This is a genomic window from Methylobacterium frigidaeris, assembly GCF_022179185.1.
In the GTDB taxonomy this organism is placed as follows: Bacteria; Pseudomonadota; Alphaproteobacteria; order Rhizobiales; family Beijerinckiaceae; genus Methylobacterium; species Methylobacterium frigidaeris.
On sequence record NZ_BPQJ01000036.1, the window covers coordinates 24,255 to 49,806 of the forward strand.

Genomic DNA, 25,552 nt, shown 5'->3' on the forward strand with positions numbered 1-25,552 from the left:
GGCAGCTCTTGGCCTGCAGAGCCGAGGAATGCTCAAATCCCACCCGCACCCTCAGCCCGAGTGAGCCGGGAGCCTCGAAGGAGGGCGCCAGAAATCTCGAGGCGAGTCGATCTTCGATCGCTCGGCATCTCGGGGTGAGGGCGCGGGTGGGATGATGAGCTGCCGAAGCCGAACCAGCGAGACCCGGCCCGCCGCTCAATCCCGCGTCAGCATCGTCCGGGCGATGGCGAAGACCCGACCATCCCCGATCAGATGCGCGGTGAACCCGCCCGGGAAGAGTTTATCGAACGTCTCGGAGCGCACGTTGAGCCCGCCGGTCAGCGCGCCGAAGGCCGGCATCACCAGGCGCGTGCCGTCGAGGACGAAGCAGCGCCGGCGCACGGCGCGGCCGCGCATCGCCACCTTGCCGACCGGGTGGAAGTGGCCGGCGACCTCGCCGATTTCGGGCTTCGCCGCCGGCTCGTGCCGGAGCGTCAGACCGCCGATCGTCAGGGTGTCGGCGAAGCAACCGCCGATGCCGTCCTGCACCGCCCGGTCGTGGTTGCCGGAGATCCAGACCCAGTCGCGGCCATCCTGCAGGGCAGCGATCAGGGCACGGTCGGCGACGTCGAGGCGGGCGGGGCCCTGCGCGTCGTGGAAGGAATCGCCCAGGCACACCAGCCGGGCCGGGTCGAGGCGGGCCACCGCCTCGTGCAAGGACGCCAGGGTCTCGCGGGTGTCGTAGGGCGGCAGGAACTGGCCCGAGCGAGCCGCAAAGGCCGAGCCCTTCTCCAGGTGCAGATCGGAGACCACGAGCGTGCGGTGCTCCGGCAGCCACAGCCCGCCGCTGAGATCGAATGCGAGGGTCTCTCCGGCCAGCGTCGCGCCGGGGGTCTTGTGGGTCTTCTCGAGCTTCAGCGGCAGCGCCACGGTGTCATCGTCCTTCAAGCGGAGCGGGGCGCCTCCGGTCTGTCCTGTCTCACGCCAGCGCCTCGTCGAGCAGCGCCGCCTCGGCCTCGGCCAGGATCTCGTCCGCGCCCTCGCCGTAGACCCGCTCGCGCCCGATCTCGAGCATCACGTTCACGGAGAGCGGCGAAACCCGGTCGAGGGCCTTGTGGATGATTCGCCCCTGAATCCGCGCAAGCATCACGCCGAGGCGGGCCACGTCGAGGAGTCCGGTTGCCGCATCCTGCCGCGCCGCGCGAAGCAGGAGGTGGCCGGGCTGGTGCTTGCGCAGGACGTCGTAGATCAGGTCGGTCGAGATCGTGACTTGGCGCCCGGTCTTGCGCTGGCCCGGATGCCGGCGCTCGATCAGCCCGGCGATCACCGCGCATTGCCGGAAGGTGCGCTTCATCATCGCCGATTCGTCGAGCCATTCCTCCAGATCATCGCCGAGCATGTCCTGGGCAAAGAGCCCGTCGAGGAAGCCTGGCTCGCGGCCGATGCGCTCCGAGAGGTCGCGGTTGCCGAAGACCGCCAGGCCGTAATCGTTGGCGGCGAACCCGAGCGGACGCATCCCGGCCCGCTCCAGCCGTCGCGTCAGCAGCATGCCCAGAGTCTGGTGGGCAAGCCGCCCCTCGAACGGGAAGCAGGCGAGATAGTAACGGTTGGCGCGCGGAAAGGTCTCGACCAGGAGATCGCGGGGGCCGGGCAGCACCGAGCGGCGGCGCTGCTGCACGAGGTAATCGGCCACCTGCGCCGGCAGCCGATCCCACTCGAACGGATCGGCGATCAGCGCCCGCACCCGGGCGGCGAGGAAGGTCGAGAGCGGGAATTTCGAGCCGGCATAGCTCGGGATCGCCGGGTCGCTACCGGGGGGGCCGCGTGTGACGAGTGCTTCGTCCTCGTGCAGGCCCTCGAAGCGCAGGATCTCGCCGGCGAACAGGAAGGTGTCGCCCACCGTCAGGGTCTCGGCGAAGTCCTCCTCGATCTCGCCGAGCACCCGGCCGCCCGCCGGCAGCACGCTGCCGGGCTTGGTGCGGTTGCGACGGGCGAGCCGCACCTTGACGGTGGTCGATTCGATGATCGTGCCGACATTCATCCGGTATTGCTGCGCGGTGCGGGCATCGCGCACCCGCCACAGCCCGTCCGGCCCGCGCAGGATCTTGGCGAAGCGCTCATAGGCCCGCAGGGCGTAGCCGCCGGTGGCGACGTAATCGAGGACGAGGAGAAAGTCGTCCCGGGTGAGATCCGCGTAGGGCGAGGCGGCCCGCACCTCGTCGTAGAGATCCTCCTCCCCGAACGGTCCGGCGCAGGCCATGCCGAGCACGTGCTGGGCCAGCACGTCGAGGGCGCCGATGCGCGGATCGGGCGTGTCCTGCGCCGCTTCCTCGACGGCGTCGAGGGCGGCGCGGCATTCCAGCATCTCGAAGCGGTTGGCCGGCACCAGATAGGCTTTCGAGGGCTCGTCCATGCGGTGGTTGGCCCGCCCGATCCGCTGCATGATCCGGCTCGCCCCCTTGGGCGCCCCGATGTTGATCACGAGGTCGACGTCGCCCCAGTCGATGCCGAGATCGAGGGTGGCGGTGCAGACCACGGCCCGCAAGACGCCCGCCGCCATCGCGGCTTCGACCCGGCGGCGCTGGGTGGCATCAAGGGAGCCGTGATGGAGGGCGATCGGCAGGCCGTCATCGTTGAGGTTCCAGAGTTCCTGGAACGTGTACTCGGCCTGGAGCCGGGTGTTGACGAAGACCAGGACCAGCTTGTGCTGCCGGATCAGGTCGTAGACCGCCGGCATCGACTGCCACGCGGTATGGCCGGCGAGCGGCAGGGTGCGGCCGGTCTCCAGCATCCGCAGGTCGGCCCGGGCACCGCCCTGGACGGTGATGAGATCGGCCATCGCGGGTTGGGGCACCTGCGGCACCAGGTACCGCCGCAGCGCGTCGGGCTCGCGCACCGTCGCCGACAGCCCGGTCATGGCGAGGCCGGGCGCCAGCCGGTGCAGCCGGGCGAGGCCGAGGCTCAGCAGATCGCCCCGCTTCGAGGTGACGAGGGCGTGCAACTCATCGAGCACCACCCGCTTGAGTCCGCGGAAGAGGTCGGCCGCCTCGCGGTGGGCGACCAGCAGCGCCAGCTGCTCGGGCGTGGTCAGGAGGATGTGCGGCGGGCGGGCGACCTGGCGGCTGCGCTTGTGCGACGGGGTGTCGCCGGTGCGGGTCTCGATCCGGATCCGTTGTTCCAGTCCGATGCCGGCGACCGGCGCCTCGAGGTTGCGGGCGATATCGACCGCGAGCGCCTTGAGCGGCGAGATGTAGAGGGTGTGCAAGCCTCCCTTGCCGCTCCCTTCCGCCAGCTCGACCAGGGTGGGGAGAAAGCCCGCCAGCGTCTTGCCGGCCCCCGTCGGCGCCACCAGCAGGGCCGAGCGCCCGGCTTGCGCCGCCGCGAGCAGGGCGAGCTGGTGGGGCCGCGGTGCCCAGCCGCGTTCCGCGAACCAGGCGGCGAAGGCGGCGGGGAGGGCGGGATGTTGCGGCGAACCAGACGGCTCGGGGAGCGACGCCCTGCGGGACGCCGGCTTGGACGAGGATGTCTTGGACGAGGAGATCTCGGGGAAGGAGATCTTGGGGGAGGAGATCTTGGGCACGCCACCGATGTAGCGCGCGCACCGGTTTCGTGGGATGGCGGCGGCCTCAAACTGTTCTCGGGAGCGCCGTCGTGGGTCTCGCATGCACGTCCTGGATCACCCTCGACGAGTCCGAGCTGGAGGAGAGCTTCGTGCGCGCCTCCGGCCCGGGGGGGCAGAACGTCAACAAGGTCTCGTCGGCGGTGCAGCTGCGCTTCGACGTCCGCCGCTCGCCCTCGCTGCCGAACGCCGTGGCGATCCGCCTGATGAAGCTCGCCGGGCGGCGGCTCACGGCGGACGGCGTGCTGGTCATCACCGCCCAGACCCACCGCACCCAGGAGCGCAACCGCGCCGAGGCGAGAGAGCGCCTGGCCGACCTCGTCCGCGAGGCCGCCGTGCCCCCGACCCCGCGCCGCCCGACCCGCCCGACGCTGGCCTCGAAGAAGCGGCGCCTGGAGGAGAAGGGCCGGCGGGGTGACGTGAAGAAGCTGCGGGGCGGCAAGCCGGGGATGGAGTGACGGACGGCGCAGGGCGTCTGTCTCCGGTACCGTCGGCGGTCCGTCAGCGAGGGCGAGACGACAGCCTCACGATCGTCCGCGCGGCCGCAGATGCGTGCCGGGATAGAGCGATCCAACCGGGCAGAGCAGGCCGAAATCCGGCAGGTCCAGCGTGGTGCCAGGGTCGGTGAGCCGTCGCTGGTCCCACCCGTCCGGCCCGCGCTGCCAGACCGTGAGTTCGATCCGGCGCTGGCACCGCCTCGCGGTTGGGATCGTGCCGCTCCAGGGTATCGTTCAGGAGGCGCTCGAGCGTGCTGGCGATCCGGTTGTGATCGATCGGCGGCGTCATCATGACGGGCGTTCCATCGATCAGCTCCCAGCGCTCCTCGTCGGACCGACCGTCCTGGAAGGACCGGAACGCCGCCGGGGAGAGGCGGCCCTGCATCGTCATCCTCGCCTCCTCATGGTGCCGTCGGCCGCATCACCCCGTCGGCATCGCGCCGCAGGGGCGCCGGCTGCAGCGGCAGCGGCGCGCCCGGCACCGCGTCGACGCTGACGCCGTGCGGCCAGCTCGCCGGTGCGATCGCGACGTAGCGGGCATAGCCGCCGGTGCCGCCGAGGGGCTTGGCGAAGCCGATCGCGATCAGGGCGCCGGCCTCCGGCACCTGGTCGAGATTCGTCACGCCCTCGGCTTGCGCGAAGTTGTTGTGCATCAGCCAGGCCTCGCCCTCGAGATTCGGCGTCGTGTCGGTGTCGAGGGGCTCGTGGCCGTGGAACAGGATCTTGCGCTCCAGGTGCAGGAACTGGAGCGCCGCGAGGCTCACCCCCGGAAACGGCTTCTGCCGGAAGCGCTCGGCTTCGGCCCAGCGCTTCGACCAGTCGGAGCGCACCATCACCACGGCGCCGGCCGGGATGCGGCCGTGCTTCTGCTCCCACGCCGTCACGTCGGCAACCTGGAGGTGATAGCCCTCATCGCGAGCAACCTGGGGCGAGATGTCGATCACCGCGAGGGGCCGCAGGGTGTAGGTGGCCGGCAGGTCGCTGATCGTCGCGCCGCGGGGATTCCAGTGCGCCGGCGGGTCGAGCTGGGTGCCGTACTGGTCGGTCGGCAGATCGTAGGCGGTGGCGACGAAGCCATGGGTCTCGTAGGTGAAGACATCGCCCTCCTTGGCGAAGCCCTCGAGCGTGCGGCCGGCCCGGGCCGGCTTGAACCGGGCGCCGGAGAAGCCCGGCCAGACCGGCTGCACCGGCGCGAAGGCGTGGGTGAGGTCGATGTACTTCGCCGAGCGGAATGTCTGGTCGTAGAGCGACCAGAGCGCAAGGTCGTCGGCGGCTGCCGGGCGGGCGAGAAACCCCATCGCCAGCGTCAGTCCGATAAGCCGCTTCATCGTGCATCTCCGCCGATCGAGAGGCGCCCAGAGTGCCGGCCGGCGGGCGGGGCCGCAACCGCCCGCGCGGGAGCCCGCGGCGAGCCGGACGAGGCAGGGACATCGGGGCGTGCGCCCAGTAGCCGACCTCTAAGCAGGCAGAACGACGGCGCGCGAGCCCGTCGGGACGCGTCGGTAGAGATCGATGATGTCCTGGTTCAGCAACCGTACGCAGCCCGACGACACCATCGTGCCGATCGTGTCCGGCTCCGTCGTGCCGTGGAGCCGGTACAGCGTGTCCTGCCCGTTCCGGAAGAGGTAGAGCGCCCGCGGTCCGAGCGGGTTGCCCGGCCCGCCCGGCAGGCCACCGGCGACGGGGCCGTAGCGCTCCGGCTCGCGCCGGATCATCGCGGGTGTCGGCGTCCAGCGCGGCCATTCGGCCTTGCGCGCGATGACGGCCTCGCCGCGGAAGTTGAAGGCCTCGTCCTTGCCCACTCCCACCCCGTAGCGGATGGCGCGCCCACCCTCGCGCACGAGGTAGGCGAAGCGCTCGGCGGGGTCGACCACGATGGTGCCGGGCGGCTCCGGCGTCGCGTAGGCGACCTCCCGGCGAAGGAAGCGCGGGTCGATCTCCGTGAGGTCGATGGCCGGTACGGGAAACGGCTCGGTGTCGAGGGCCGCGTACGTCGCGAGGGTGCCGGGATCGGCGGGCGGGCGCCGATCCGCCACCAGGGGCGGCGTCCGATGCGTGACGCAGCCGGCGAGGAGGAGGGGCGTGCCCGAGAGCAGGACGCGGCGGGTCAGGGTCATGGCCGGGGGCTCGATCGATCCGGGGGTCTCCAGGAAACGGCCATGCTTCCGCCCTGTCGATCGGTCATGCGGTGATCCGACCCATAACCGGATGGCATCGATGGACCTTGCTCTCGCCCTGCGTGCCTTCCAGCGCACCGTCGATCGCGGCTCCATGACCGCGGCCGCCCGCGATCTCGCCGTGTCGCAGCCCGCGATCAGCAAGCACCTGCGCAACCTCGAGGCACATGTCGGCGCTCGCCTCCTGGAGCGCTCCGCGCGCCTCGTGCGCCCGACGCCCCAGGGCCAGCGGCTCTACGCGGCGAGCCAGCCGGCGATCGCGGCCATCGACGCCGCCCTGGAGGACGTGCGCTCCGAAGGCGCGCAGGTCGAGGGCCGGCTGCGCCTGCACGCGCCGTCCTGCATCGGCGTCAGGCACCTGCATCCGATCGTGGCCGACTTCCAGGCACAGCATCCCCGGGTCTCGATCGACCTCGTGCTGGAAGAGCGGGTGGTGGACCTCGTCCACGAGGATTACGATCTGGCGCTGCGCTACGGCCGGCCGGAGGGGCAGGATCTCGTCATCCGCCGGCTCGGCTGGTCGCACCGCATCCTGGTCGCGGCACCCGCCTACTTGGCGCGGGCGGGTGGGATCGACAGGCCCGAGCACTTGACCGCGTGCGACGTCGTCACGATCGCCTCGGCGACCGTCTCTCGCACCCTGCTGGCTCTCCAGGGCGACGGCGGGACGGTCGAGGTGCCGGTTCGTCCCGTCCTGCGTACGAACAACGCCGAGGTGCTGGTCCACGCCCTGCGGGACGGGCGCGGCGTCGGGCCGGTGCAGCTCCTGCTGGTCGCCGAGGATCTGGCGGCGGGCCGCCTGGTGCGCGTGCTTCCGGACTACGCGCTCCGCTCGACGGAAGCCTTCCTGGTCTACCCCTCGACGCGCCACATGCGGCCGGCGGTCCGCGCCTTCACCGATTTCGCGGTACCCCGCATCCGGGCACTGGCGGGCATCGGTCCGACTCCGTAGGCACGCTGTCATTCTCGTGAGCGCGTCCCGGTCGAGGCGGGCGCGGTCTTCGTGACGTCGAGGCGCAATCGGAGGGCAGGAAGCGCGGCACGCCGGCCACCTGCACGCAGTGCGCCCGCGTCACCCGCACCTCGATCATCGCTGCGCGAGGCTCGGCGGTATCGCGCCGGGTCAGTTCGCCGTCGGCCGGTAGCAGCGGATCTCCGCCTCGGCCTGGGCGCGGCGCAGTTCCGCCACCTTGTCGTCGAACATCTTGGTCGAGCGGAACTCGTTGGCGCGCTGGCCGATGCCCTGGCGCATGCCGAGAATGGTCGAGGCCTGAACGTACTTGTCGTAGGGAAGGATCGCCGCGATGGCGTCGATCGAGCAGGCGCATTTCGTCAGCGCCTCGCGGGTCTGGCCGTTGGCTGCCATGCAGCCGAAGACGTAATCGGCCCGCGCCTCGGTCGGGTAGTCGTTGTCGTCGGCCCGCGCGGCGGTGAGTCCGGCCGCGACCATCATGCCGCCCGCGATCAGCGCCTTAACCAGCATTCGGTTCATAGGTCAGCGTTTCCTGCAGCAGAATCCCGCCCTCCGGGTTCGTCGCCCGGGCGTCGATCGAGACGATCTGGCCGGGCACGGCGCTTGAGACCACGAAGGTGTAGGTCAGGCCGTCGAAGCCGCGCAGGCGCTCGCGCACCGGATCGTCGACGAAGGGCCGCGCCACCACGCGCCAGCCCGGCTTCCTGGCACCGTCCACCTCGACCTCAGTCGGGGTCACGGTGGCGCTCTCGCGCAGCGCCCGCCGGATGGCATTCTTGATGTAGCGCGGGTTGCCCTTGAGCACCTTGGCGAGGTCGTCGAGATGGTGCTCGAGGAAGCGCACCAGCACGGGGTTGCCCGGCACGTCCTCGTAGGTCGCGGTCGGCATCCGGCGCTCGCCGGAGAACATCTCGACCTTCAGGTTCCGGTTCTCCGCGCTCGCGCCCGGCGCCACCTCCTCGCGGATGCGGTCCTCGACCGGAGGACCGAAGGGCGCACCGTCGATGCCGCTGAAACGGGTGTAGCGGTAGCTCAGGGTCCGGCCCGGCGGAGCGTTGGCGACCTGATTGGTCTCGAACAGGAGCGCCGTGGCGCCGGGCGGTGCGCTCTGGGACGGCGTGTCTTGAGCCAGGGCCGGACCGCCGAGGAGGGCGGAGAGGGCGGCAACCAGGACGAGGCGTCTCACACGGGCGCTCCCTCAGGGACAGCGGTGCGGGGTGCGCCGCCGATGGTGCGATACTGATAGTCGGGCGCGGTCTCCAGCGCCGATTCGGCGATCGCCAGGGCCTGCACCTTGCCGTGGAGGGGCGAGAGCGAGCAGGCCGGATCGGTGGCGGCGGCGTCGCCCGCGAGCGCCAGGGCCTGGCAGCGGCAGCCGCCCCAATCCTTCTCGCGCCGGTCGCAGGAGCGGCAGGGCTCCTGCATCCAGTCGGTGCCGCGATAGGCCCGGAAGGCCGGCGACTCGGCCCAGATCTCCGCCAGGGAGTGATCCTGGACGTGCCAGAACGCGAGCCCGGGAATCGTCTCGGCGGCGTGGCAGGGCAGCACCTTGCCGGTCGGCGTCACGTTCATCAGCCGCCGGCCCCAGCCGCCGGCGCAGGCCTTGGGGTACTTGGCGTAGTAATCCGGCACCACGAGGTCGATGACGAGCTGGCCTTTCAGCCGCTCGCGCGCCTCCTCGACGGTCCGGATCGAGCGGTCGACGTCGGCCTTGGCCGGCATCAGGGCGGCGCGGTTGACGTAGGCCCAGCCGTAATACTGGGTGTGGGCCACCTCCAGGCGCTTGGCGCCGAGGCGGACCGCGAGGTCGATCAGCGCCGGCACCTCGGCGATGTTGCCGCGGTGGATCACCGCGTTCAGCGTCAGCGGCAGGCCGAGCGCCGTCACCCGCTCGGCGAAGGCGAACTTCTGCGGTTGCGCGTTCCTGAGGCCGCCGATGCGCTCGGCATTGGCGGCCTCGACCGCTTGGACCGAGAGCTGCACGTGATCGAGCCCGACCTCGTAGAGGGCGTCGAGCTTGTCGAGCGCGCCCGCCACCCCGGAGGTGATCAGGTTCGAGTAGAGGCCGAGCTCGGCGCAGGTGCGGGTGATCTCGACGATGTCCTGCCGCGCCGTCGGCTCGCCGCCCGAGAGGTGGACGTGGAGCACGCCCAGGCCCGCCGCCTCGGCGAGCACCCGCTGCCAGGTCGCGGTGTCGAGCTCGGCCGAGCGCCGGTCGAGCTCGAGCGGGTTCGAGCAGTAGGGGCAGCGCAGGGGGCAGCGATGGGTCAGCTCGGCGAGGAGCCCGATCGGGGCCGGCAGAGTGGGCGTGACGGCGTTCATGGGCGTTCCTTCCCGGGACGTCACGGCGCCGGCACGGTCTCGAGCACGCGCTTGAGCAGCAGGCCGTCCAGCATGGTGATGACGTCGGGCTCGATGATGCCGCTTTCGGTCTCGTATTGCTGCGCCAGCGCCTCGGCGATCGCCCGGATGCTGCGCGCGCCGTCGACGAGGCTCAGCACCGCCACGGCGTTCTGGTCGAGGTCGAAGGTGCGCTCGGGCGCCAGCAGCACGTGGGCGTTGCGCACCGTGTCGTGGCGCATCCGTACCCCGCGGGGCAGATGCGGCACGCTGTCGGGGGTCAGGCTCATGCGCCCGCTCCCGCCCGCAGACCCTCGCCCGGGCGCCAGGCATCCGGCGGGATCATCTTAGGGGACACGTAGGCGAAGTAGAGCGCGTCGAGCTGGGTCCACAGCACGCTGCACTTGAAGCGCAGGGCGTCGAGGGCCTGGGCCTGCTGCTCCGGCGTGACGGCGTGGCGCTTCACGTAGTCGAGGGCGAAATCGGCGTCCCGGGGCGCCTGGGTCAGGCGCTTGTCGAAATAGGCCAGGGTCTCGCGGGTGATGAAGTCGTAGTTCTTCAGCATCCCGGCGACGCGTTCCGAGATGATGGTCGGCGAGAACATCTCGGTGAGCGAGGAGGCGATGGCCTCGAGCAGCGAGCGCTCGGCGACGAAATGCACGTAGGCCTCGACCGAGAAGCGGGTGGCGGAGAGGATCCCCCTGGTCGAGAGCACGTAGTCGCGTTCGAAGCCGACGCCCTCGGCGAGCTTCAGCCAGCGCTCGATGCCGCCGTCGCCTTCGTGATCGCCGTCATGGTCGACGATGCGCTGGCGCCAGACCCGGCGAAGGTTCGCGTCGGGCAGCCGGGCCAGCAGGGTGGCGTCCTTCACCGGGATCATCGCCTGGTAATAGTAGCGGTTCAGCGCCCAGGCCCGGACCTGATCCTTGTCGAGCTTGCCGTCATGCAGCAGGCGGTGAAACGGATGCAGGTTGTGGTAGCGCCGCGCCCCGATGTCGCGAAGCGCCGCTTCGAGCTCGGCCGGGGAGAGCAGTCTTTCCGTGGGCTCGCTCGGGCTCACGGCGTGGGCGAGGGAGGCGGTCATGCGTCGGGCGTCCTGGCGTATCCGGTTTCTTCGTTATCGGCAGTCCCGTGGGCGGGAGATTGCTCCGCCGCGAGGCCCGGTCAAGGGCGACCAAAGTGCTTGGGGCCAAAGTGCTTGAGGAAGGCCCCCGACGGGGTCGCATCGACGTGGCTGCCCCTATCGCCGGCGAGCGCGGTCCCCCTCACCCGTGCAGGAGAGAGGGGATCCCGCACCGTCTCGTGACCGGCGCAGAGTGTTCAGAACCGTCTCACAGCCGCAGCGCCAACCCGTCATGCGCCACGACCCATCCCGCCGCCTCGATGCCGCGGCGCTCTTCCGAGCCCTCGACCAGCACCGGATTGGTGTTGTTGATGTGGACGAAGACCCGACGGCCGAGCGGCACCTCGGCCAGCGCCGCCACCGAGCCGCCCTCGCCGGTCATCGGCACGTGGCCCATGCGCCAGCCGGTCTTGGTGCCGACGCCGGCCCGGATCATGTCGTCGTCGGCGAGCACCGTCCCGTCGAACAGGAGCGCGTCGACCCCGGAAATTCTCTCCTTCAGGCGCTCGGTGACCCGGGCGCAGCCCGGCACGTAGGCGAGGCGCTTCCCCCCGGCCTCGATCATCGCGCCGACCGTGCTCTCGGTCTCGGCGCCGATCTCCGGCGTGCCGTCTTCGAGCCAGAGCGGCACCTTGCCGGGGACCGGGAACAGGGTGACGGTGAGGCCCGGCACCGGCGAGAAGGTCTGGTTCAACGCAATCTCGACGCGCTCCACCACGCCGGACGCCATCACGTCGAAGACGCGGTTCTCCGCGATCGAGTCGAGGATGCCGCGCGTGGCGTGGAGGCGGAAGGGCTGGCCCTCGCGCAGGGTGAGCAGGCCCGCGACGTGATCGACGTCGCCGTTGGTGAGGAGCACCGCCCGGATCGGCGAGTGGCGTAAGGCTTCGCGCGGGTGCAGGGTCGGCGTATCGAACAACTGCTGGCGGATGTCCGGCGAGGCATTCACCAGGAGCCAGTGATCGCCGTCAGCCGAGACGGCGAGGCTCGACTGGGTGCGGGGAAGGACCCGGCGGTCGCCCGCCCGGGCCATGGCGCAGATCGGACAGCGGCAGTTCCACTGCGGCACGCCTCCGCCCGCCCCGGACCCCAGAACGATGGCGTGCATGGTCCGTGGCCGATCCCGTCAGTTGAAGGGATCGATCTCGGCGGATTCGTAAGAGGTGACTTCCATGCCGACGCAGATCTCGGCGACGACGGGCAGCGACCAGGTCATGATTTCCTCCTTCGACCTCGGCGGACGGTCCGGCTCGAGCGGCCGGGCTTCTGAGAACATCCGTGTCGAGCGCCGTCCGGCGGGGGCCGCCGGAGGCGCGAACCGTACGAGCCCTTAGTTGAAGGGATCGATCTCAGCCGACTCGTAGCTGGTGACTTCCATGCCGACACAGACCTCGGCGACGACGGGCATCGACCACTTCATGGCGTTTCTCCTGAGCGGCGGAAACCTCTAAGAGGTTCCTAAGACTTTGAGATGACAGTGTTTTCCGTCACCCCGGGATATATCGGCAATCGAGGCCCGGAGCGCAAGCGCTATTTTGCCGTAAGTCCGGGACGGACGGAGCCCGGCTTTCTCAGACCGGTCTTATTGTGCAGGATCGGCAGTGCTTTAGCCTGCATCGATTGCGCCCAAAATAATTTTGTCACTGACGAAATCCCGCCTCATGCAGGTCGAGCATGAAGCCGCGGCCGCGCACCGTGACGAGGCTCGGCCCGCCGGCCCGGACGATCTCGGCGAGCTTGGTGCGCAGGTAGCCGACATAGACGTCGACCACGTTGAGGGAGAGGCCGCCCTGGCTCGCCCAGAGCCGGTCGAAGATGTCGCCCCGTGTGACCGGGCGGCTCGCCTGCTCCATCAGGATCGCCAGCAATTCCGCCTCGCGCTGGGTCAGGCGGGCGGTGACCTCGCCGAAGCGGACCTGCCGCGTGGCGAGGTCGAGGGAGAGGCGCCCGGCGCTGACGAGCGTGCGGGATTCGCCCGTCGTGCGGCGCCGCTGCAGGTGTGTGCGCAGGCGCGCGAGCAGCTCGTCGAACACGAACGGCTTGACGATGTAGTCGTCGGCCCCGACCGCCAGGCCGTCGACCCGGTCGCCGACCTCGTCCTTGGCGCTCAGGAACAGGATCGCCCCCGGATAGCCGCCCTCGCGCAGGGAACGGCAGACGTCGTGGCCCGTGCCGTCCGGCAGCATGTTGTCGAGCAGCACCGCCTCGGGCACCCGCTCGCGGGCCGCCGTCAGCGCCTCGTCGACGCCACCTGCGATGTCGACCGCGAAACCCTCGGCGGAGAGGCCCCGCGCCAGCATGGCGCGGATGTCGCCGTCATCCTCGACGATGAGCACGATCGTCATGCGCGCCGTCCCGGTCGCCCGCTCATGCCGCATCCTCCCTCGTTTCCTCGCCGGGCAGCTCCAGGGTGACCCGTGCTCCCGGCCCCCCCGATTCCAGGCGGATGGCCCCATCATGGCGCTCAACGACCCAGCGCGCCAGAGCGAGCCCGATGCCGAAGCCGGCCGCCGCGGGGCCCGGCCCGTCCCCGCGGCGGAAGCGCTCGAACAGGGTCTCGGCCTCGACCGGGAAGCCCGGGCCGTCATCGGTCACCGTCACGGTGGCGCCGCTGCCGCGGGCGGCGAAGCCGACGCCCACCCGGGTCGCGCCGGCGGCGTGTCGCAGCGCGTTGTCGATCAGCCCCTCGACGATCTGGCGCAGCCACTCGGCATCGGCCGGCACCTCGACGTCGGCGGCGCTCGGCTCCAGCTCGAGGGCGATGCGGCGTCGCTTCGCCTCCGGGGCGCAGCTCTCCACCGCCTCGGCCAGGATGGCGGCGAGGCTCACCGGGCGAAGCTCCAGCTCGATCTGGCCGGATTCCGAGCGGGCGACCCGCAGCATGTCGCCGACCCGGCGGTGCAGCCGCAGGGCCCGCTTGCGGATGGTGGCGATCACCGGCCGGAAATGGTCCGGCGTGTCGGGGGAGCGGGCGGCGAGGTCGCATTCGCCCAGGATCACGGTCAGCGGCGTACGCAGTTCGTGGCTGACATCGGCGAAGAAGCGCCGGCGCGAGCGGTCGATCTCCTCGAGCCGCGCATTGGCGCCGCGCAGGTCGGCGGTCGCGCGGGCGACGATCTCCTCCAGCGCCGCCCGGTCGGCGGCGACCCGCGCCTCGCGGCGCTTCAGCCGCGCCGCCATCCGGTTGAAGCTCGCGACCAGGAGCCCGAGCTCGTCGCGGCTCGCGACCGGCAGGCGGGTGTCGAGCTCACCCCGGCCGATCGCCGCGGCCCCGGCCCGGATCGCCTCGATCCGGCGCAGGATCGGCCGGGTCAGGCTCTGGTGCAGCAGGAGGAGCAGCAGCACGATCAGCACGGCCGCCGCCACCGCGACGCCGCGCATCCGGGCCGCGAGCGTGCGGACCTCGGCGGACGAGGCCTCGACCGCCCGGCGCTCGGCCTCGACCAGGAAGGTGAGGGGTTGGCCCGTCACCGCCCCGAAGGCGTTGAGGGCGCCCCGGATCGCGTCGGCGCGCCGGCCCTGATCCGGCTCGCGCTGGATCTGCGCCACTTGCCGGTCGAGCATGGCGCGGGCGGCGCGCAGGCGGGCCAGCGGCCGGGCCCGGGCCGTGTACTGCGTGCGATCGAGGACGCCGCCGGCCCCGGCGACCGCCCGGCTCAGGCCCTCGTCGACGGCGTTCAGCGCCCGGTCGACCTCGTTGCGGGCATTGGCCAGCCGCTCGGGCCGGCCCGGATTGTCGCTCACCGCCTCGACGGAGGCGAGGCCGAACTCGGTCAGGCGCCCGGACAATTCGGCGATCAGTTCCAGCCGCACCTGCGCGTCGAGCGTGGCGTCCAGGGTGCGCTCGGCGGCGTGCATCGCCCCGTAGAGGCCGACAGCCGCCAGCACCACGAGGGCGGCCGCGCTCCCGACCAGCAGCCCGAAGCGTACCCTGAGCGATCTCATTCCTGGCCGTGTCCTCCCGTTGTTCCGACCATCCTTGCACGGGATCGCGGGGGAGGGCGAGGCGCCGACCGACAGGAGCGCAACGCCTCCCAACCCTGCCCGGCATCGCGATGAGCACGCGCCGACGAAGTCAGATCTCCTCTCGGCTCGGGCCGCGCCCCGGCAAGCACCCGAGCCCCACCAGCGTCTCGCGCACCGCCTCGTCCAATGGTGTGTGCGGCTCGGCCCCCAGGAACGCCACGAGTTCCGCATTGCTCATCCGCACGGGCTCCCGCCACAGGTAGCGCATCTCGCGGATCTCTCGCGCCAGCGGCCAGACCGGAGCGGCCAGCGGCAGGAGCGCCCAGGGGAAGCGCCGCGCCGTCACCTTGCGGCCGACCGCCCGGGCGATCGCCGCGATCATCTGCCGGCCGTCCGGGTCCCAGTGCCCGTCCATGTTGAAGGTCGCGAAGCGCGGAAGCTCCACCTCGCGCCCGGCCAGACGCACCATGGTCTCGGCGACGTCGGGCAGGTAGGCCCATTGGTGGCCGGTCCCCGGCGTACCGGGATCGAGGATCGTGCGCACCGGCCTGCCCGGTCGCACCAGGGCGGCGGAGAACCAGGAATTGGCGGTGGTGCGGGGGCCAAAGAAGTCGCCGGCGCGCAGGATCAGGCTGCGGACGCCGGATTCCCGCAGGCGCGCCTCCATGGCGATGCGGATGCGGCCCTTGCTGGTCCGGGGCGTCTGGGGGGCATCGGCGCCCGGGGTCGGGCCGGCATCGCGGCCGTAGACGTAGACGTTGCCGGGCAGGACGAGGCGGGCTTCCACGGCTCGGGCCGCGGTGATCGAGGCATCGAGCATCGGCAGCACCAGCCGGTCCCAGTCGCGGTAGCCCGGCGGGTTGACCGCGTGGACGATCAGCGACGCGCCCGCGGCCGCCGCGACCACGTCTTCGGGCACCATCGCGTCGCCCCGCACCCAGGCGAGTCCGTCCGCCTCCCGTCGCACCCGGCCGGGATCGCGGTGCAGGGCCCGCACCGTCCAGCCCTCGGCGGCGAGGCGTCGCGCCACCGCGCCGCCCACCCCGCCCGTCGCGCCCAGCACCAGGGCCATCCTCGTCGTCATCGCGTGCTCCTCGTTCGCCGCGGGTGAAGATGTGCCAGGGCGACGGTACGACGAAAATTGCCGAATCCCGGCGAGCGGCTATACGCTTTCGCATGACCGAACCGAGCTGGGACCATTATCGCGCCGCGCTCGCCGTGCTTGAGGAGGGCTCGCTCTCCGGCGCCGCGCGGGCGCTCGGCCTGACGCAGCCGACCCTCGGCCGGCAGATCGCGGCCCTGGAGCGGTCCTTGGGGGTGGCCCTGTTCACCCGCTCGCCCGCCGGCCTCGCGCCGACCGAGGCCGCGCTGATCCTGGCGCCGTACGCGCAATCCCTGAAGGCGACCGCCGAGGCCCTGCGCCGAGCGGTGACGGCGGAAGCGGAGGGGCTGTCCGGCCGGGTGCGGATCACCGCGTCCGAGGTGGTCGGCGCCGAGGTGCTGCCGCCGATCCTGGCCGCGTTGCACGCGCGCCACCCCCGCCTCGCCGTCGACGTGGTGCTCACCGACCGGATGCAGGACCTGCTGCGGCGCGACGCCGACATCGCCGTGCGCATGGCGCCGCCGACACAAGAGGCGCTGGTGGCGCGTCGGGTCGGCACGATCCGCCTCGGCCTCTACGGGCATCGCCGCTACCTCGACCGGTGCGGCGTACCGGAGCGCCCGGCGGATCTGGCCCGGCACAGCGTGATCGGCTTCGACGCCGAGACGCCGTTCCTGCGGGCGATGATGCGGGCGGCCCCCGCCCTCGGCGAGGCCGGCTTCGCCTGGCGCAGCGACAGCACGCTGGCGCAGCTCGCGGCTCTCCGGGCCGGCTTCGGCCTCGGCGCCTGCCACACGGTACTGGCTGGCCGCGATCCGAACCTGATCCGGGTGCTGCCGGAGATTGTCTGGGAGCTGCCGACCTTCGTGGCGATGCACGAGGACCTGCGCGCCTTGCGCCGCTGCCGGGTGGTCTTCGACGCGCTGGCGGAGGGGATGGCAGCGTATTGCGCGGAGTGAGGGAGGGCCGATGCGGCCCTCCACTCACCCCTTATCCAATCCCGCGATCGCCCGGGCGAAGTCCCGCGCCGCGAAGGGCTCGAGGTCGTCGACGCCCTCGCCGACGCCGATGAAGTGGACCGGCAGGCCGAACTTGGCGGCCAGCGCCACCAGGATGCCGCCGCGGGCGGTGCCGTCGAGCTTGGTCATGACCAGGCCGGTGACGCCGGCGGTCTTCTGGAAGATCTCGACCTGGCTCAGCGCGTTCTGGCCCACCGTGGCGTCGAGGACGAGGAGCACGGCGTGGGGCGTCTCCGCGTCGAGCTTGCGGATCACCCGGATCACCTTCTCGAGCTCCGCCATCAGCCCGGCCTTGTTCTGGAGCCGGCCGGCGGTATCGATCAGCAGGATGTCGGTGCCGGCATCGCGAGCGGCCTGGAGAGCGTCGTAGGCGAGGCCGGCGGCGTCCGAGCCCTGCGGCCGGGCCACCACCGGCGCGCCGGTGCGCTCGCCCCAGACCCGCAGCTGCTCGATCGCGGCGGCCCGGAAAGTGTCGCCGGCGGCCAGCATCACGCTGTGCCCCTGCGCCCGGAATTTCTGCGTGAGCTTGCCGATCGTCGTGGTCTTGCCGGCGCCGTTGACCCCGATCATCAGGATCACGAACGGCTTCTTCGTCGTGTCGATGACGAGCGGCTGCGCCACCGGATCGAGGGCGCGCTCGACCTCCGTCGCCAGGATCGCCCGCACCTCGTCGGGGGCGATGCCCTTCTCGTAGCGGCCCTTGCCGACCGCCTCGGCGATGCGGGTCGCGGTCTCGAGGCCGAAATCGGCCTGGATCAGCGCGTCCTCCAGCTCCTCCAGGGTGTCGGCGTCGAGCTTGCGCTTGGTGAACAGCCCGGTCACCCGGTCGGACAGGGCCGAGGAGGTGCGCTTGAGGCCGCCGGTCAGCCGGCCCCACCAGCTGCGCTTCTCCGCCGGCGCCTCGGGCTCCGCCGGGGGCTGGTAGATCACGAGAGAGTCGGGCTCGGCCGGGATCCCGGGGTCCCGAACCTCGGATTCTCGAACCTCGGGCTCCGGAGCCTCGTCTGCCTCGGGCTCGGGGGCCGCCGGCGCCAGGCCTTCGGGCTGCACGCCCTCGACCGGCTCCAGGTCGGCACCGGCCAGTTCGTCGGGCAGGTCGTGCTCCGGCTCGGTCTCGGGCGAGGCGTCCGTCACGGTTGGCGGCGCGGGCAGCACGTCATCGGCCCCGGTGGCGAAATCGGGCACGCCCTCCGACAGGGTGCCGGTCGGCTCCGTCGGCATCGTCACGGCGGGATCGGGGCTCTCGGCGGGAACCTCGGCGGGCGTTTCGGCAGGGGTCTCCGTCGGCGTCTCGGCCTTCCGGCCGAACAGTCGGCCGAACCAGCCCGGCTGTTTGGTCTCACTCATCCGCACTTGCTCCAGACCCTGCGGACGATCTAGGGCGGCCTGCCCCGAACTTCGCCCGCATCCGCCGCCACCGCGACAGGCTCATGATCGTTGACGACATACTCTCGCGGCTCCTCTACCGCGATGCCCTGGTGCTCGTCATCGACAAGCCGGCGGGATTGCCGGTGCATCCGGGGCCGAAGGGCGGCGAGACGCTGACCCAGCACCTCGATGCCCTGCGCTTCGGCCTGCCACGCCGTCCGGAAGCCGCCCACCGCCTCGATCGCGACACCTCCGGCTGCCTGGCCCTCGGCCGCCACGCCAAGGCGCTGGCCCGGCTGAACGCCCTGTTCGCGCAGGGACAAGCGGAGAAGACCTACTGGGCGCTGGTCGAGGGGGGGCCCGCGGAGGCATCCGGCGAGATCGATCTCCCGCTCGCGCGCCGCTCCGAGGACCCGCGCAGCTGGTGGATGAAGACCGATCCGGCCGGCGATCCCTCGCTCACCCGCTGGCGGGTCATGGGGCGCGATCCCTCCTCGGGGCGGACCTGGGTGGCGCTCACCCCGGTGACCGGCCGCACCCACCAGCTCCGGGTGCACTGCGCCGCGATGGGCTGGCCGATCCTCGGCGACGCGGTCTACGGAAGCGCCCCGCGGCAGGGCGGGCCGGGTCTGCAGCTCCATGCCCGTGCCCTCGCCCTGCCGCTCTACCCGAAGAAGCCGGCGATTGCCGTGGAGGCACCCGCGCCGGGGCATATGCGGGAGGGGCTGCGGGCCTGTGGGATGGCGGAGGAGTAACGGAATCCGGAATCCATGACCGCCGACGGTCCAGGACAGGGCTGAACGCGATCCGCCTGATCCGGGATCGTCAGCGGTTACGGATCCCGGATTCCCGCCTTCGGCGAGCCCCGGGACGTCGCGGACGGTGATGAGACCGTCGAGGAACGCGGGCAAACCCCAAGGGGAGGGCGCTCGCGCCTGCCGGCCCTCACGCCGCCCCGAGCGTCTCCAGCACCTCCCCCAGCACCCCCGGCATCATTTCCGGCAGGTCCTCCGAGATCAGCCCCGGCCCGTGCCGGCGGGCGGCCGCGGCGTGGAGCCAGACGGCGGCCGCGGCGGCCTCGAAGGGCTCCATACCCTGGGCGAGCAGGCCGCCGATGAAGCCGCACAGCACGTCGCCGCTGCCGGCGGTGCCGAGCCAGGGCGTGCCGTTGGGGTTGATGGCGGAGCGGCCGTCGGGAGCGGCGATCACCGTGTCGGCCCCTTTCAGCACCACGACGGCGTCGAGGACCGACGCCGCGGCGCGCGCCCGGGCGAGCTTCGACCCCTCCGCCGGCACCGCCGACACGCCCCGGAACAGGCGCGCGAACTCGCCCTCGTGCGGGGTCGCGACCGCCCGGGCCCCGCCCGCCGCGATCATCTCCGCGAGTTCGCCGGCCTTGCCCGAAAAGCTCGTCAGGGCGTCGGCGTCGAGGACGAGGCCGCGGCCCGCCTCCGCCGCGACCCGGACGAGGTCGCGGGTCGGGGCTCCGGTGCCGAGGCCCGGGCCGGCGACGATCGCGTTCAGGCGCTCGTCTGTGAGGATGTCGTCGAGGTCGTCCGCGCCGTCGCAGGGGCGCAGCATGATCGCGGTGAGCTGGGCCGCGTTCTCGGGGAGCGCCGGCGTCGGCGACAGGACGGTGACGAGGCCGGCGCCGATCCGCAGGGCCCCGCGGGCGGCGAGCCGCGCCGCGCCGGTGCGGTGGGCCGGGCCGGACAGCACCACGGCGTGGCCGCGGGTGTATTTGTGGCTGTCCTCCGCGAGGTGCGGGAAGGCGGCACCCCAGAGAGCCGGCCCGTTGACGTGGGCCGCAGGCCCGATCCCCGCCACGACGTCGTCCGCAATGCCGATCTCGGCGACCGTCACCGGGCCGCACAGGCGCCGGCCGGGCAGGAGCAGGTGGCCGGGCTTGCGGCGCACGAAGGTCACGGTCTCGGTGGCGGTGACGACCGGACCCGCGGACGCACCGGTGTCGCCGTCGAGACCCGAAGGCACGTCGACCGCCAGCACCGGCACGCCGGATTCGTTGATCCGCCCGACGAGCGCCGCGGCGTCGCCCTCGAGCGGCCGGGAGAGCCCCGCCCCGAACAGCGCGTCGACCACCAGGGTAAAGCCCGCGGGCTCGGCCGCGGCGGCCTCCGTCACCGGCCCGGTCCACTCGGCCGCCGCCGCCGCGGCATCGCCCGTCAGGGCCTCGACCGTTCCGAGCAGCGCCACCTCGACCACGAGGCCCGCCTTGGCCAGCAGCGCCGCGGCGACGAACCCGTCGCCGCCGTTGTTGCCCGGCCCGCACAGGACCAAGATCCGGCCGTCGCCGGCGAGCGCCCGGGCCCGTTCGGCCACGGCAGCGCCGGCGCGGCGCATCAGCGTCAGGCCCGGCGTGCCGGCATGGATCGCGGCGGCATCCGCCTGCCGCATCTCGTCGGTGGTGAGCAGCTCGGTCCCGACCATCGCGTCATACTCCGAGAAGCGCCCGGACGCGGCATCTTTGCCGTGGCACCAGGCTCGAGAACGGCGAATTGCGCAACAAACGCGCAGCAATTGGTTATCGATTGGGCATTCCCGGTCCGGTCCGGGGAAATCCCCCGTGGCGGTCGGCGCGGCGCGATGCTAGGAATGCCGCCGGAACCGTTGCAGACCAGGCCCGCCCGGCATGAAGAAGATCGAAGCGATCATCAAGCCCTTCAAGCTCGACGAGGTGAAGGAGGCCCTGCAGGAGGTCGGCCTCCAGGGCATCACGGTGATCGAAGCCAAGGGCTTCGGCCGCCAGAAGGGCCACACCGAGCTCTACCGGGGCGCCGAGTACGTGGTCGATTTCCTGCCCAAGGTGAAGCTGGAGATCGTGCTGCCCGACACGCTGGTGGACGGCGCCGTCGAGGCGATCCGCAAGTCGGCCCAGACCGGCCGCATCGGCGACGGCAAGATCTTCGTCTCCTCGATCGAGGAAGCGATCCGCATCCGCACCGGCGAGACCGGCTCGGACGCGATCTGACCGGCCTGCCCCTCTCTCTGCGACGACGAAAACCGCGGCCTGACACCCAGGACCGCGGCTTCATGGCGGCCAAAACGCCGTTCTAGGAAGGGATCAAACGAGAATGTCTAAGACCGCGACGGACGTCCTCAAGGAAATCAAGGAAAACGACGTCAAGTACGTCGATTTCCGGTTCACCGATCCGCGGGGCAAGTGGCAGCACGTCACCTTCGACGTGTCGCTGGTCGACGAGGACATCTTCGCCGAGGGCACGATGTTCGACGGCTCGTCGATCGCCGGCTGGAAAGCGATCAACGAGTCCGACATGCTGCTGATGCCGGACCCGGCGACGGCCTGCATGGACCCGTTCTTCTCGGCCTCGACCATGTCGATCGTTTGCGACGTGCTCGAGCCGGCCACCGGCGAGCCCTACGGCCGTGACCCCCGCGGCATTGCCAAGAAGGCCGAGGCCTTCGTGAAGGCCAGCGGCATCGGCGACACCATCTTCGTCGGCCCCGAGGCCGAGTTCTTCGTCTTCGACGACGTCCGCTTCTCCGCCGACCCGTACCACACCGGCTTCAAGCTCGATTCGGTCGAGCTGCCGATCAACGGCCAGACCGAGTACGAGGGCGGCAATCTCGGCCACCGCGTCCAGATCAAGGGCGGCTACTTTCCGGTCCCGCCGCAGGATTCGGCCCAGGACATGCGCGGCGAGATGCTCGCCGCCATGCAGTCGATGGGCGTCAAGGTCGAGAAGCACCATCACGAGGTCGCGTCTGCCCAGCACGAGCTGGGCATGAAGTTCGACACGCTGACCCTGATGGGCGACCAGATGCAGATCTACAAGTACTGCATCCACAACGTTGCCCAGAGCTACGGCAAGACTGCGACCTTCATGCCGAAGCCGGTCTACGGCGACAACGGCTCGGGCATGCACGTCCACCAGTCGATCTGGAAGGAAGGCAAGCCGCTCTTCGCCGGCAACAAGTATGCCGACCTGAGCCAGGAATGCCTGTGGTACATCGGCGGCATCATCAAGCACGCCAAGGCGCTCAACGCCTTCACCAACCCGTCGACCAACTCCTACAAGCGCCTGGTCCCGGGCTACGAGGCTCCGGTGCTGCTCGCCTACTCGGCCCGCAACCGCTCGGCCTCGTGCCGGATTCCGTGGACGACCTCGCCGAAGGCCAAGCGCGTCGAGGTCCGCTTCCCCGATCCGATGGCGAATCCCTACCTCGCCTTCGCCGCCATGCTGATGGCCGGCGTCGACGGTATCGTGAACAAGATCGATCCCGGTCCGGCCATGGACAAGGACCTCTACGACCTGCCCCCGGCGGAGCTCAAGGAGATCCCGACCGTGTGCGGCTCGCTCCGCGAGGCGCTCACCAGCCTCGACGCCGACCGTGAGTTCCTCAAGGCCGGCGGCGTGTTCAACGACGACTTCATCGATTCGTTCATCGAGCTGAAGATGACCGAAGTGATGCGGTACGAGATGACCCCGCACCCGATCGAGTTCGTGAACTACTACTCGCTCTGAGCCGCACCGGCGTCGAGCGTCGAGACAAGGGGGCCGGAGCGATCCGGCCCCTTCCTTTTTGGCATCCGGCTTGCCGTGTCGAGGCGAGACACCCCGGAGCCCCGATGACCGATCCGACATCCCCCGCCGCGACCCTGCGCGCACTCCTCGCCATCCTGGTCAAGTCTGCGCTGATCGCCGACGAGGCCCGGCTCGCTGGCTGGCGCCGGGAGGCGGCGGACCTGCACCGGCGCCTCGGGGGCCAGGACCTGTCCGCCCTCAAGCTCGACGGGATCTGGACGCTGGCGGTGCGCGAGGCCGAGGTGCCGGACCTGCGCCCCGACGAGACGCAGGTCTCGCTGACGATGCCGCAATCCTGCCCGCTGTCCCTCGACGAGCTGACGGAGCCCGGTTTCGACGTCGACGGCGCCGTCGACCGGGTGCGCAAATCGGCGTCCACCGGTTGAACGGCGGTCGGCCGTTGCTCGGCACCTGAGCGTGTCCCATATCAGGAAGCAACGCTCCGCGCTGCCGGCCGGGGCCGTCTTGCATGTTCTCCTGGGTCGAGCTGTTGGCCAAACGAATTCATCCGAGAGCGGCGCACGCCGCCCTGCCCACCCGCGAGGCCGTGCTCGCCTTCATCGAGGAATCGCCCCAGAAGGTCGGCAAGCGCGAGATCGCCCAGGCCTTCGGCATCAAGGGCTCGGACAAGATCGAGCTGAAGCGCCTGCTCAAGGAGATGCAGGAGGACGGCGCGATCGAGAAGGACCGCGCCGGCCTGCGCAAGGCCGGCCGGCTGCCGCCGGTCGTCGTCGCCGACATCGACACCCGCCGCGACCGGGACGGTGAGCTGGTCGCACGGCCGGCGCAGTGGGATCCGGAGGCCGGGCCTGCGCCCCTCATCACCGTGCTGATGCCGCGCGGGCGCCGTGCCAACGGGCCGGCCCCCGGTACCGGCGACCGGGCGCTCCTGAAGATCGAGCCCGACGGCGACGCGCCCGGGCGCTATCTCGGCCGGGTCATCAAGGTGATCGGCCGCAACAAGGCCGAGACGCTCGGCGTGTTCCGGGCGCTCCCGACCGGGGGCGGGCGGATCGTCCCCGTCGACAAGAAGGCGCAGGGACGCGAGATCGCGGTGCCGCCGGGCGGGGAGGGCGATGCGCTGGACGGCGACCTCGTCACCGTGACGCTCGGCCGCGAGGACCGGTTCGGGTTGACGCAGGGCCGCGTCAAGGACCGCCTCGGCAGCCTCGGCTCGGAGAAGGCGGTCAGCCTGATCGCGCTCCACGCCCACGGCATCCCGCACGTCTTCCCGCGCGAGGTGCTGGCGGAGGCCGAGGCCACCCGTGAGGTCGGGCTCGACGGCCGCGAGGATTGGCGCGACCTTCCCCTCGTGACCATCGACCCGCCGGACGCCAAGGACCACGACGACGCCGTGATGGCGGTCCCGGATCCCGATCCGGCCAATCCGGGCGGCTTCGTCGTCACGGTGGCGATCGCGGACGTCGCGGCCTATGTCCGGCCCGGCACCGCGCTCGACCGCGAGGCGCTGGTCCGCGGCAACTCGGTCTATTTCCCCGACCGGGTGGTGCCGATGCTGCCCGAGCGGATCTCGAACGACCTCTGCTCGCTGCGCCCTGGCCAGAACCGGCCGGCGCTCGCCGTCCGCATGACCGTGACGGCGGAGGGACGGAAGCTCCGCCACAGCTTCCACCGGGTCACCATGCGCTCGGCCGCCAAGCTCGCCTACGCGCAGGCGCAAGCCGCGATCGACGGTCGGCCGGACGAGGTCACGGGTCCGATCCTCGAGCCGGTGCTGCGCCCGCTCTGGGCCGCCTACCGGGCGCTGGCTGCGGCCCGCGACGCGCGGGGGCCGCTGGCGCTGGACCTGCCCGAGCGCAAGGTGATCCTGAATCCCGAAGGCGGGGTCGACCGGGTGATCGTGCCGGAGCGCCTGGAGGCGCACCGGCTGATCGAGGAGTTCATGATCCAGGCCAACGTCGCGGCGGCCGAGACCCTTGAGGCGAAGGGCCAGCCGCTGATCTACCGCGTCCACGACGAGCCCTCGCTGGAGAAGATGCGGGCGCTCGGCGAGGTCATGGCCTCGATCGGCCTGAAGCTGCCGAAGGAGGCGAACCTTCGGCCCGCCCTGTTCAACCGCATCCTCGGTATGGTGGAGGGCGGCGAGCACCAGCTCTTCCTTAACGAAGTGGTGCTGCGCTCGCAGGCCCAGGCCGTCTACGCCGCCGACAATGCCGGCCATTTCGGCCTCGCCCTGCGCCGCTACGCTCACTTCACCTCGCCGATCCGGCGCTACGCCGACCTCATCGTGCACCGCGCCCTGATCCGGGCGCTTCGCCTGGGCTCCGACGGCCTGCCGCCGGACATGGAGAGCGGCGACCTCGCCGAGATCGGCCAGCAGATCTCGGCCGCCGAGCGCCGCGCCATGGCGGCGGAGCGCGAGACCATCGACCGGCTGATCGCCCACCACCTCGCCGACCGGGTCGGCGCGACCTTCTCGGGGCAGGTCTCGGGCGTGACCCGCTCGGGCCTGTTCATCAAGCTCGACGAGACCGGGGCCGACGGCTTCGTGCCGATCTCGACGCTGGGCGCCGATTACTTCCGCCACGAGGAGGGCCGCCACGCCCTCGTCGGCGAGCGCACCCGCCAGACCTTCCGCCTCGGCGACAAGGTCGAGGTGCAGCTGATGGAAGCCGCCCCGGTGGCCGGGGCTCTTCGCTTCGAGATCGCCGGCGGCGGCCGAACTGGGGTGCCCGCTCCGGCCCGCGGCGGCCCGCGCAAGGGCCGGCCCGCACCGGCGAGCCGGGACAGCCTGACCAAGCGCCGCGGGAGACGCGCATGATCGAGATCCACGCCGGCCCCGCCGCCGAGCCTGTCGAGGCGC

General features: G+C 71.5%; 23 protein-coding genes and 1 pseudogene. 8 read left to right on the forward strand and 16 right to left on the reverse strand.

The genetic code is table 11. The features are described from left to right. Window positions 1-195: 195 nt before the first annotated feature. Window positions 196-909: a ligase-associated DNA damage response endonuclease PdeM gene (gene pdeM / locus MFF64_RS27125; protein WP_099904638.1), complete on the reverse strand. Its 714-nt coding sequence runs from the start codon at window positions 907-909 to the stop codon at window positions 196-198. Window positions 910-958: 49 nt separating this feature from the next. Beyond that, a complete protein-coding gene (locus tag MFF64_RS27130) occupies window positions 959-3,520 on the reverse strand; it encodes a ligase-associated DNA damage response DEXH box helicase (protein ID WP_438823098.1) in 2,562 nt (853 codons plus the stop codon). Window positions 3,521-3,630: 110 nt separating this feature from the next. Between MFF64_RS27130 and arfB the strand changes: the two genes are divergently transcribed. Continuing rightward, a complete protein-coding gene (gene arfB, locus MFF64_RS27135) occupies window positions 3,631-4,056 on the forward strand; it encodes an alternative ribosome rescue aminoacyl-tRNA hydrolase ArfB (RefSeq protein ID WP_207768065.1) in 426 nt (141 codons plus the stop codon). A 440-nt stretch (window positions 4,057-4,496) separates the two neighbouring features. On the opposite strand, the gene MFF64_RS27145 is transcribed toward arfB, so the two are convergent. Continuing rightward, on the reverse strand, window positions 4,497-5,423 hold the full coding sequence (locus tag MFF64_RS27145) for a cyclase family protein (protein ID WP_238192845.1): 927 nt from the start codon (window positions 5,421-5,423) through the stop codon (window positions 4,497-4,499). Between the two features lie 129 nt (window positions 5,424-5,552). After that, window positions 5,553-6,212 carry a L,D-transpeptidase gene (locus MFF64_RS27150; RefSeq protein ID WP_238192846.1) on the reverse strand — a complete coding sequence of 220 codons (660 nt, stop codon included), beginning with the start codon at window positions 6,210-6,212 and terminating at the stop codon, window positions 5,553-5,555. 100 nt (window positions 6,213-6,312) lie between these two features. Here MFF64_RS27150 and MFF64_RS27155 point away from each other — a divergent pair, with 100 nt between their 5' ends. Beyond that, window positions 6,313-7,224, forward strand: coding sequence for a LysR family transcriptional regulator (locus tag MFF64_RS27155; protein WP_238192847.1), 912 nt, complete (start codon window positions 6,313-6,315; stop codon window positions 7,222-7,224). Between the two features lie 171 nt (window positions 7,225-7,395). Here the strand turns inward: MFF64_RS27155 and MFF64_RS27160 are convergent, their stop codons facing one another. The 10 genes and pseudogenes from MFF64_RS27160 to MFF64_RS27205 all read right to left on the reverse strand — a co-directional run bounded on the left by MFF64_RS27160 (window position 7,396) and on the right by MFF64_RS27205 (window position 15,758). Beyond that, window positions 7,396-7,725 carry a hypothetical protein gene (locus MFF64_RS27160; RefSeq protein ID WP_207768170.1) on the reverse strand — a complete coding sequence of 110 codons (330 nt, stop codon included), beginning with the start codon at window positions 7,723-7,725 and terminating at the stop codon, window positions 7,396-7,398. A 19-nt stretch (window positions 7,726-7,744) separates the two neighbouring features. Continuing rightward, window positions 7,745-8,431 carry a hypothetical protein gene (locus tag MFF64_RS27165; RefSeq protein WP_099905056.1) on the reverse strand — a complete coding sequence of 229 codons (687 nt, stop codon included), beginning with the start codon at window positions 8,429-8,431 and terminating at the stop codon, window positions 7,745-7,747. Next, window positions 8,428-9,567: a pyrroloquinoline quinone biosynthesis protein PqqE gene (gene pqqE / locus MFF64_RS27170; protein ID WP_099905054.1), complete on the reverse strand. Its 1,140-nt coding sequence runs from the start codon at window positions 9,565-9,567 to the stop codon at window positions 8,428-8,430. Before pqqE ends, MFF64_RS27165 begins: the two co-directional genes overlap by 4 nt. A 20-nt stretch (window positions 9,568-9,587) precedes the next feature. After that, a pseudogene (pqqC, locus tag MFF64_RS27175) lies at window positions 9,588-10,669 on the reverse strand (pyrroloquinoline-quinone synthase PqqC). 247 nt (window positions 10,670-10,916) lie between these two features. Then, on the reverse strand, window positions 10,917-11,816 hold the full coding sequence (gene pqqB, locus MFF64_RS27180; RefSeq protein WP_238192848.1) for a pyrroloquinoline quinone biosynthesis protein PqqB: 900 nt from the start codon (window positions 11,814-11,816) through the stop codon (window positions 10,917-10,919). An 18-nt stretch (window positions 11,817-11,834) separates the two neighbouring features. After that, the gene (pqqA, locus tag MFF64_RS27185; protein ID WP_099902189.1) at window positions 11,835-11,924 is read right to left on the reverse strand and encodes a pyrroloquinoline quinone precursor peptide PqqA; all 90 of its coding nucleotides are present in this window, start codon (window positions 11,922-11,924) and stop codon (window positions 11,835-11,837) included. 114 nt (window positions 11,925-12,038) lie between these two features. After that, window positions 12,039-12,128: a pyrroloquinoline quinone precursor peptide PqqA gene (pqqA, locus tag MFF64_RS27190; protein ID WP_048426854.1), complete on the reverse strand. Its 90-nt coding sequence runs from the start codon at window positions 12,126-12,128 to the stop codon at window positions 12,039-12,041. A 220-nt stretch (window positions 12,129-12,348) separates the two neighbouring features. Further along, window positions 12,349-13,053 (reverse strand): response regulator transcription factor, encoded by a 705-nt coding sequence (locus tag MFF64_RS27195; protein ID WP_099902191.1) that lies wholly within the window; start codon window positions 13,051-13,053, stop codon window positions 12,349-12,351. 22 nt (window positions 13,054-13,075) lie between these two features. Further along, the gene (locus MFF64_RS27200) at window positions 13,076-14,653 is read right to left on the reverse strand and encodes a sensor histidine kinase (protein WP_238192849.1); all 1,578 of its coding nucleotides are present in this window, start codon (window positions 14,651-14,653) and stop codon (window positions 13,076-13,078) included. A gap of 130 nt (window positions 14,654-14,783) precedes the next feature. Next, on the reverse strand, window positions 14,784-15,758 hold the full coding sequence (locus tag MFF64_RS27205) for an NAD(P)H-binding protein (RefSeq protein WP_099907044.1): 975 nt from the start codon (window positions 15,756-15,758) through the stop codon (window positions 14,784-14,786). Between the two features lie 92 nt (window positions 15,759-15,850). Here MFF64_RS27205 and MFF64_RS27210 point away from each other — a divergent pair, with 92 nt between their 5' ends. Further along, window positions 15,851-16,735, forward strand: coding sequence for a LysR family transcriptional regulator (locus tag MFF64_RS27210; protein WP_099907041.1), 885 nt, complete (start codon window positions 15,851-15,853; stop codon window positions 16,733-16,735). Window positions 16,736-16,759: 24 nt separating this feature from the next. Here MFF64_RS27210 and ftsY read toward each other — a convergent pair whose 3' ends face one another. Then, window positions 16,760-18,142: a signal recognition particle-docking protein FtsY gene (gene ftsY / locus MFF64_RS27215; protein WP_099907038.1), complete on the reverse strand. Its 1,383-nt coding sequence runs from the start codon at window positions 18,140-18,142 to the stop codon at window positions 16,760-16,762. 83 nt (window positions 18,143-18,225) lie between these two features. On the opposite strand from ftsY, the gene MFF64_RS27220 reads away from it, so the two are divergent. Continuing rightward, window positions 18,226-18,918, forward strand: coding sequence for an RluA family pseudouridine synthase (locus MFF64_RS27220; RefSeq protein ID WP_099907036.1), 693 nt, complete (start codon window positions 18,226-18,228; stop codon window positions 18,916-18,918). A 190-nt stretch (window positions 18,919-19,108) separates the two neighbouring features. Here MFF64_RS27220 and MFF64_RS27225 read toward each other — a convergent pair whose 3' ends face one another. Beyond that, the gene (locus MFF64_RS27225) at window positions 19,109-20,611 is read right to left on the reverse strand and encodes an NAD(P)H-hydrate dehydratase (RefSeq protein WP_099907033.1); all 1,503 of its coding nucleotides are present in this window, start codon (window positions 20,609-20,611) and stop codon (window positions 19,109-19,111) included. Between the two features lie 202 nt (window positions 20,612-20,813). Between MFF64_RS27225 and MFF64_RS27230 the strand changes: the two genes are divergently transcribed. From MFF64_RS27230 to rnr, 4 genes are all read left to right on the forward strand, one after another. After that, window positions 20,814-21,152 carry a P-II family nitrogen regulator gene (locus MFF64_RS27230; protein ID WP_048427121.1) on the forward strand — a complete coding sequence of 113 codons (339 nt, stop codon included), beginning with the start codon at window positions 20,814-20,816 and terminating at the stop codon, window positions 21,150-21,152. A gap of 103 nt (window positions 21,153-21,255) precedes the next feature. Continuing rightward, window positions 21,256-22,668, forward strand: a complete 1,413-nt coding sequence (gene glnA, locus MFF64_RS27235; RefSeq protein WP_238192850.1) for a type I glutamate--ammonia ligase — start codon at window positions 21,256-21,258, stop codon at window positions 22,666-22,668. A gap of 104 nt (window positions 22,669-22,772) precedes the next feature. After that, window positions 22,773-23,114: a hypothetical protein gene (locus tag MFF64_RS27240; protein ID WP_099906729.1), complete on the forward strand. Its 342-nt coding sequence runs from the start codon at window positions 22,773-22,775 to the stop codon at window positions 23,112-23,114. Window positions 23,115-23,218: 104 nt separating this feature from the next. Next, the gene (rnr, locus tag MFF64_RS27245) at window positions 23,219-25,510 is read left to right on the forward strand and encodes a ribonuclease R (protein ID WP_099906739.1); all 2,292 of its coding nucleotides are present in this window, start codon (window positions 23,219-23,221) and stop codon (window positions 25,508-25,510) included. Window positions 25,511-25,552 lie beyond the last annotated feature (42 nt).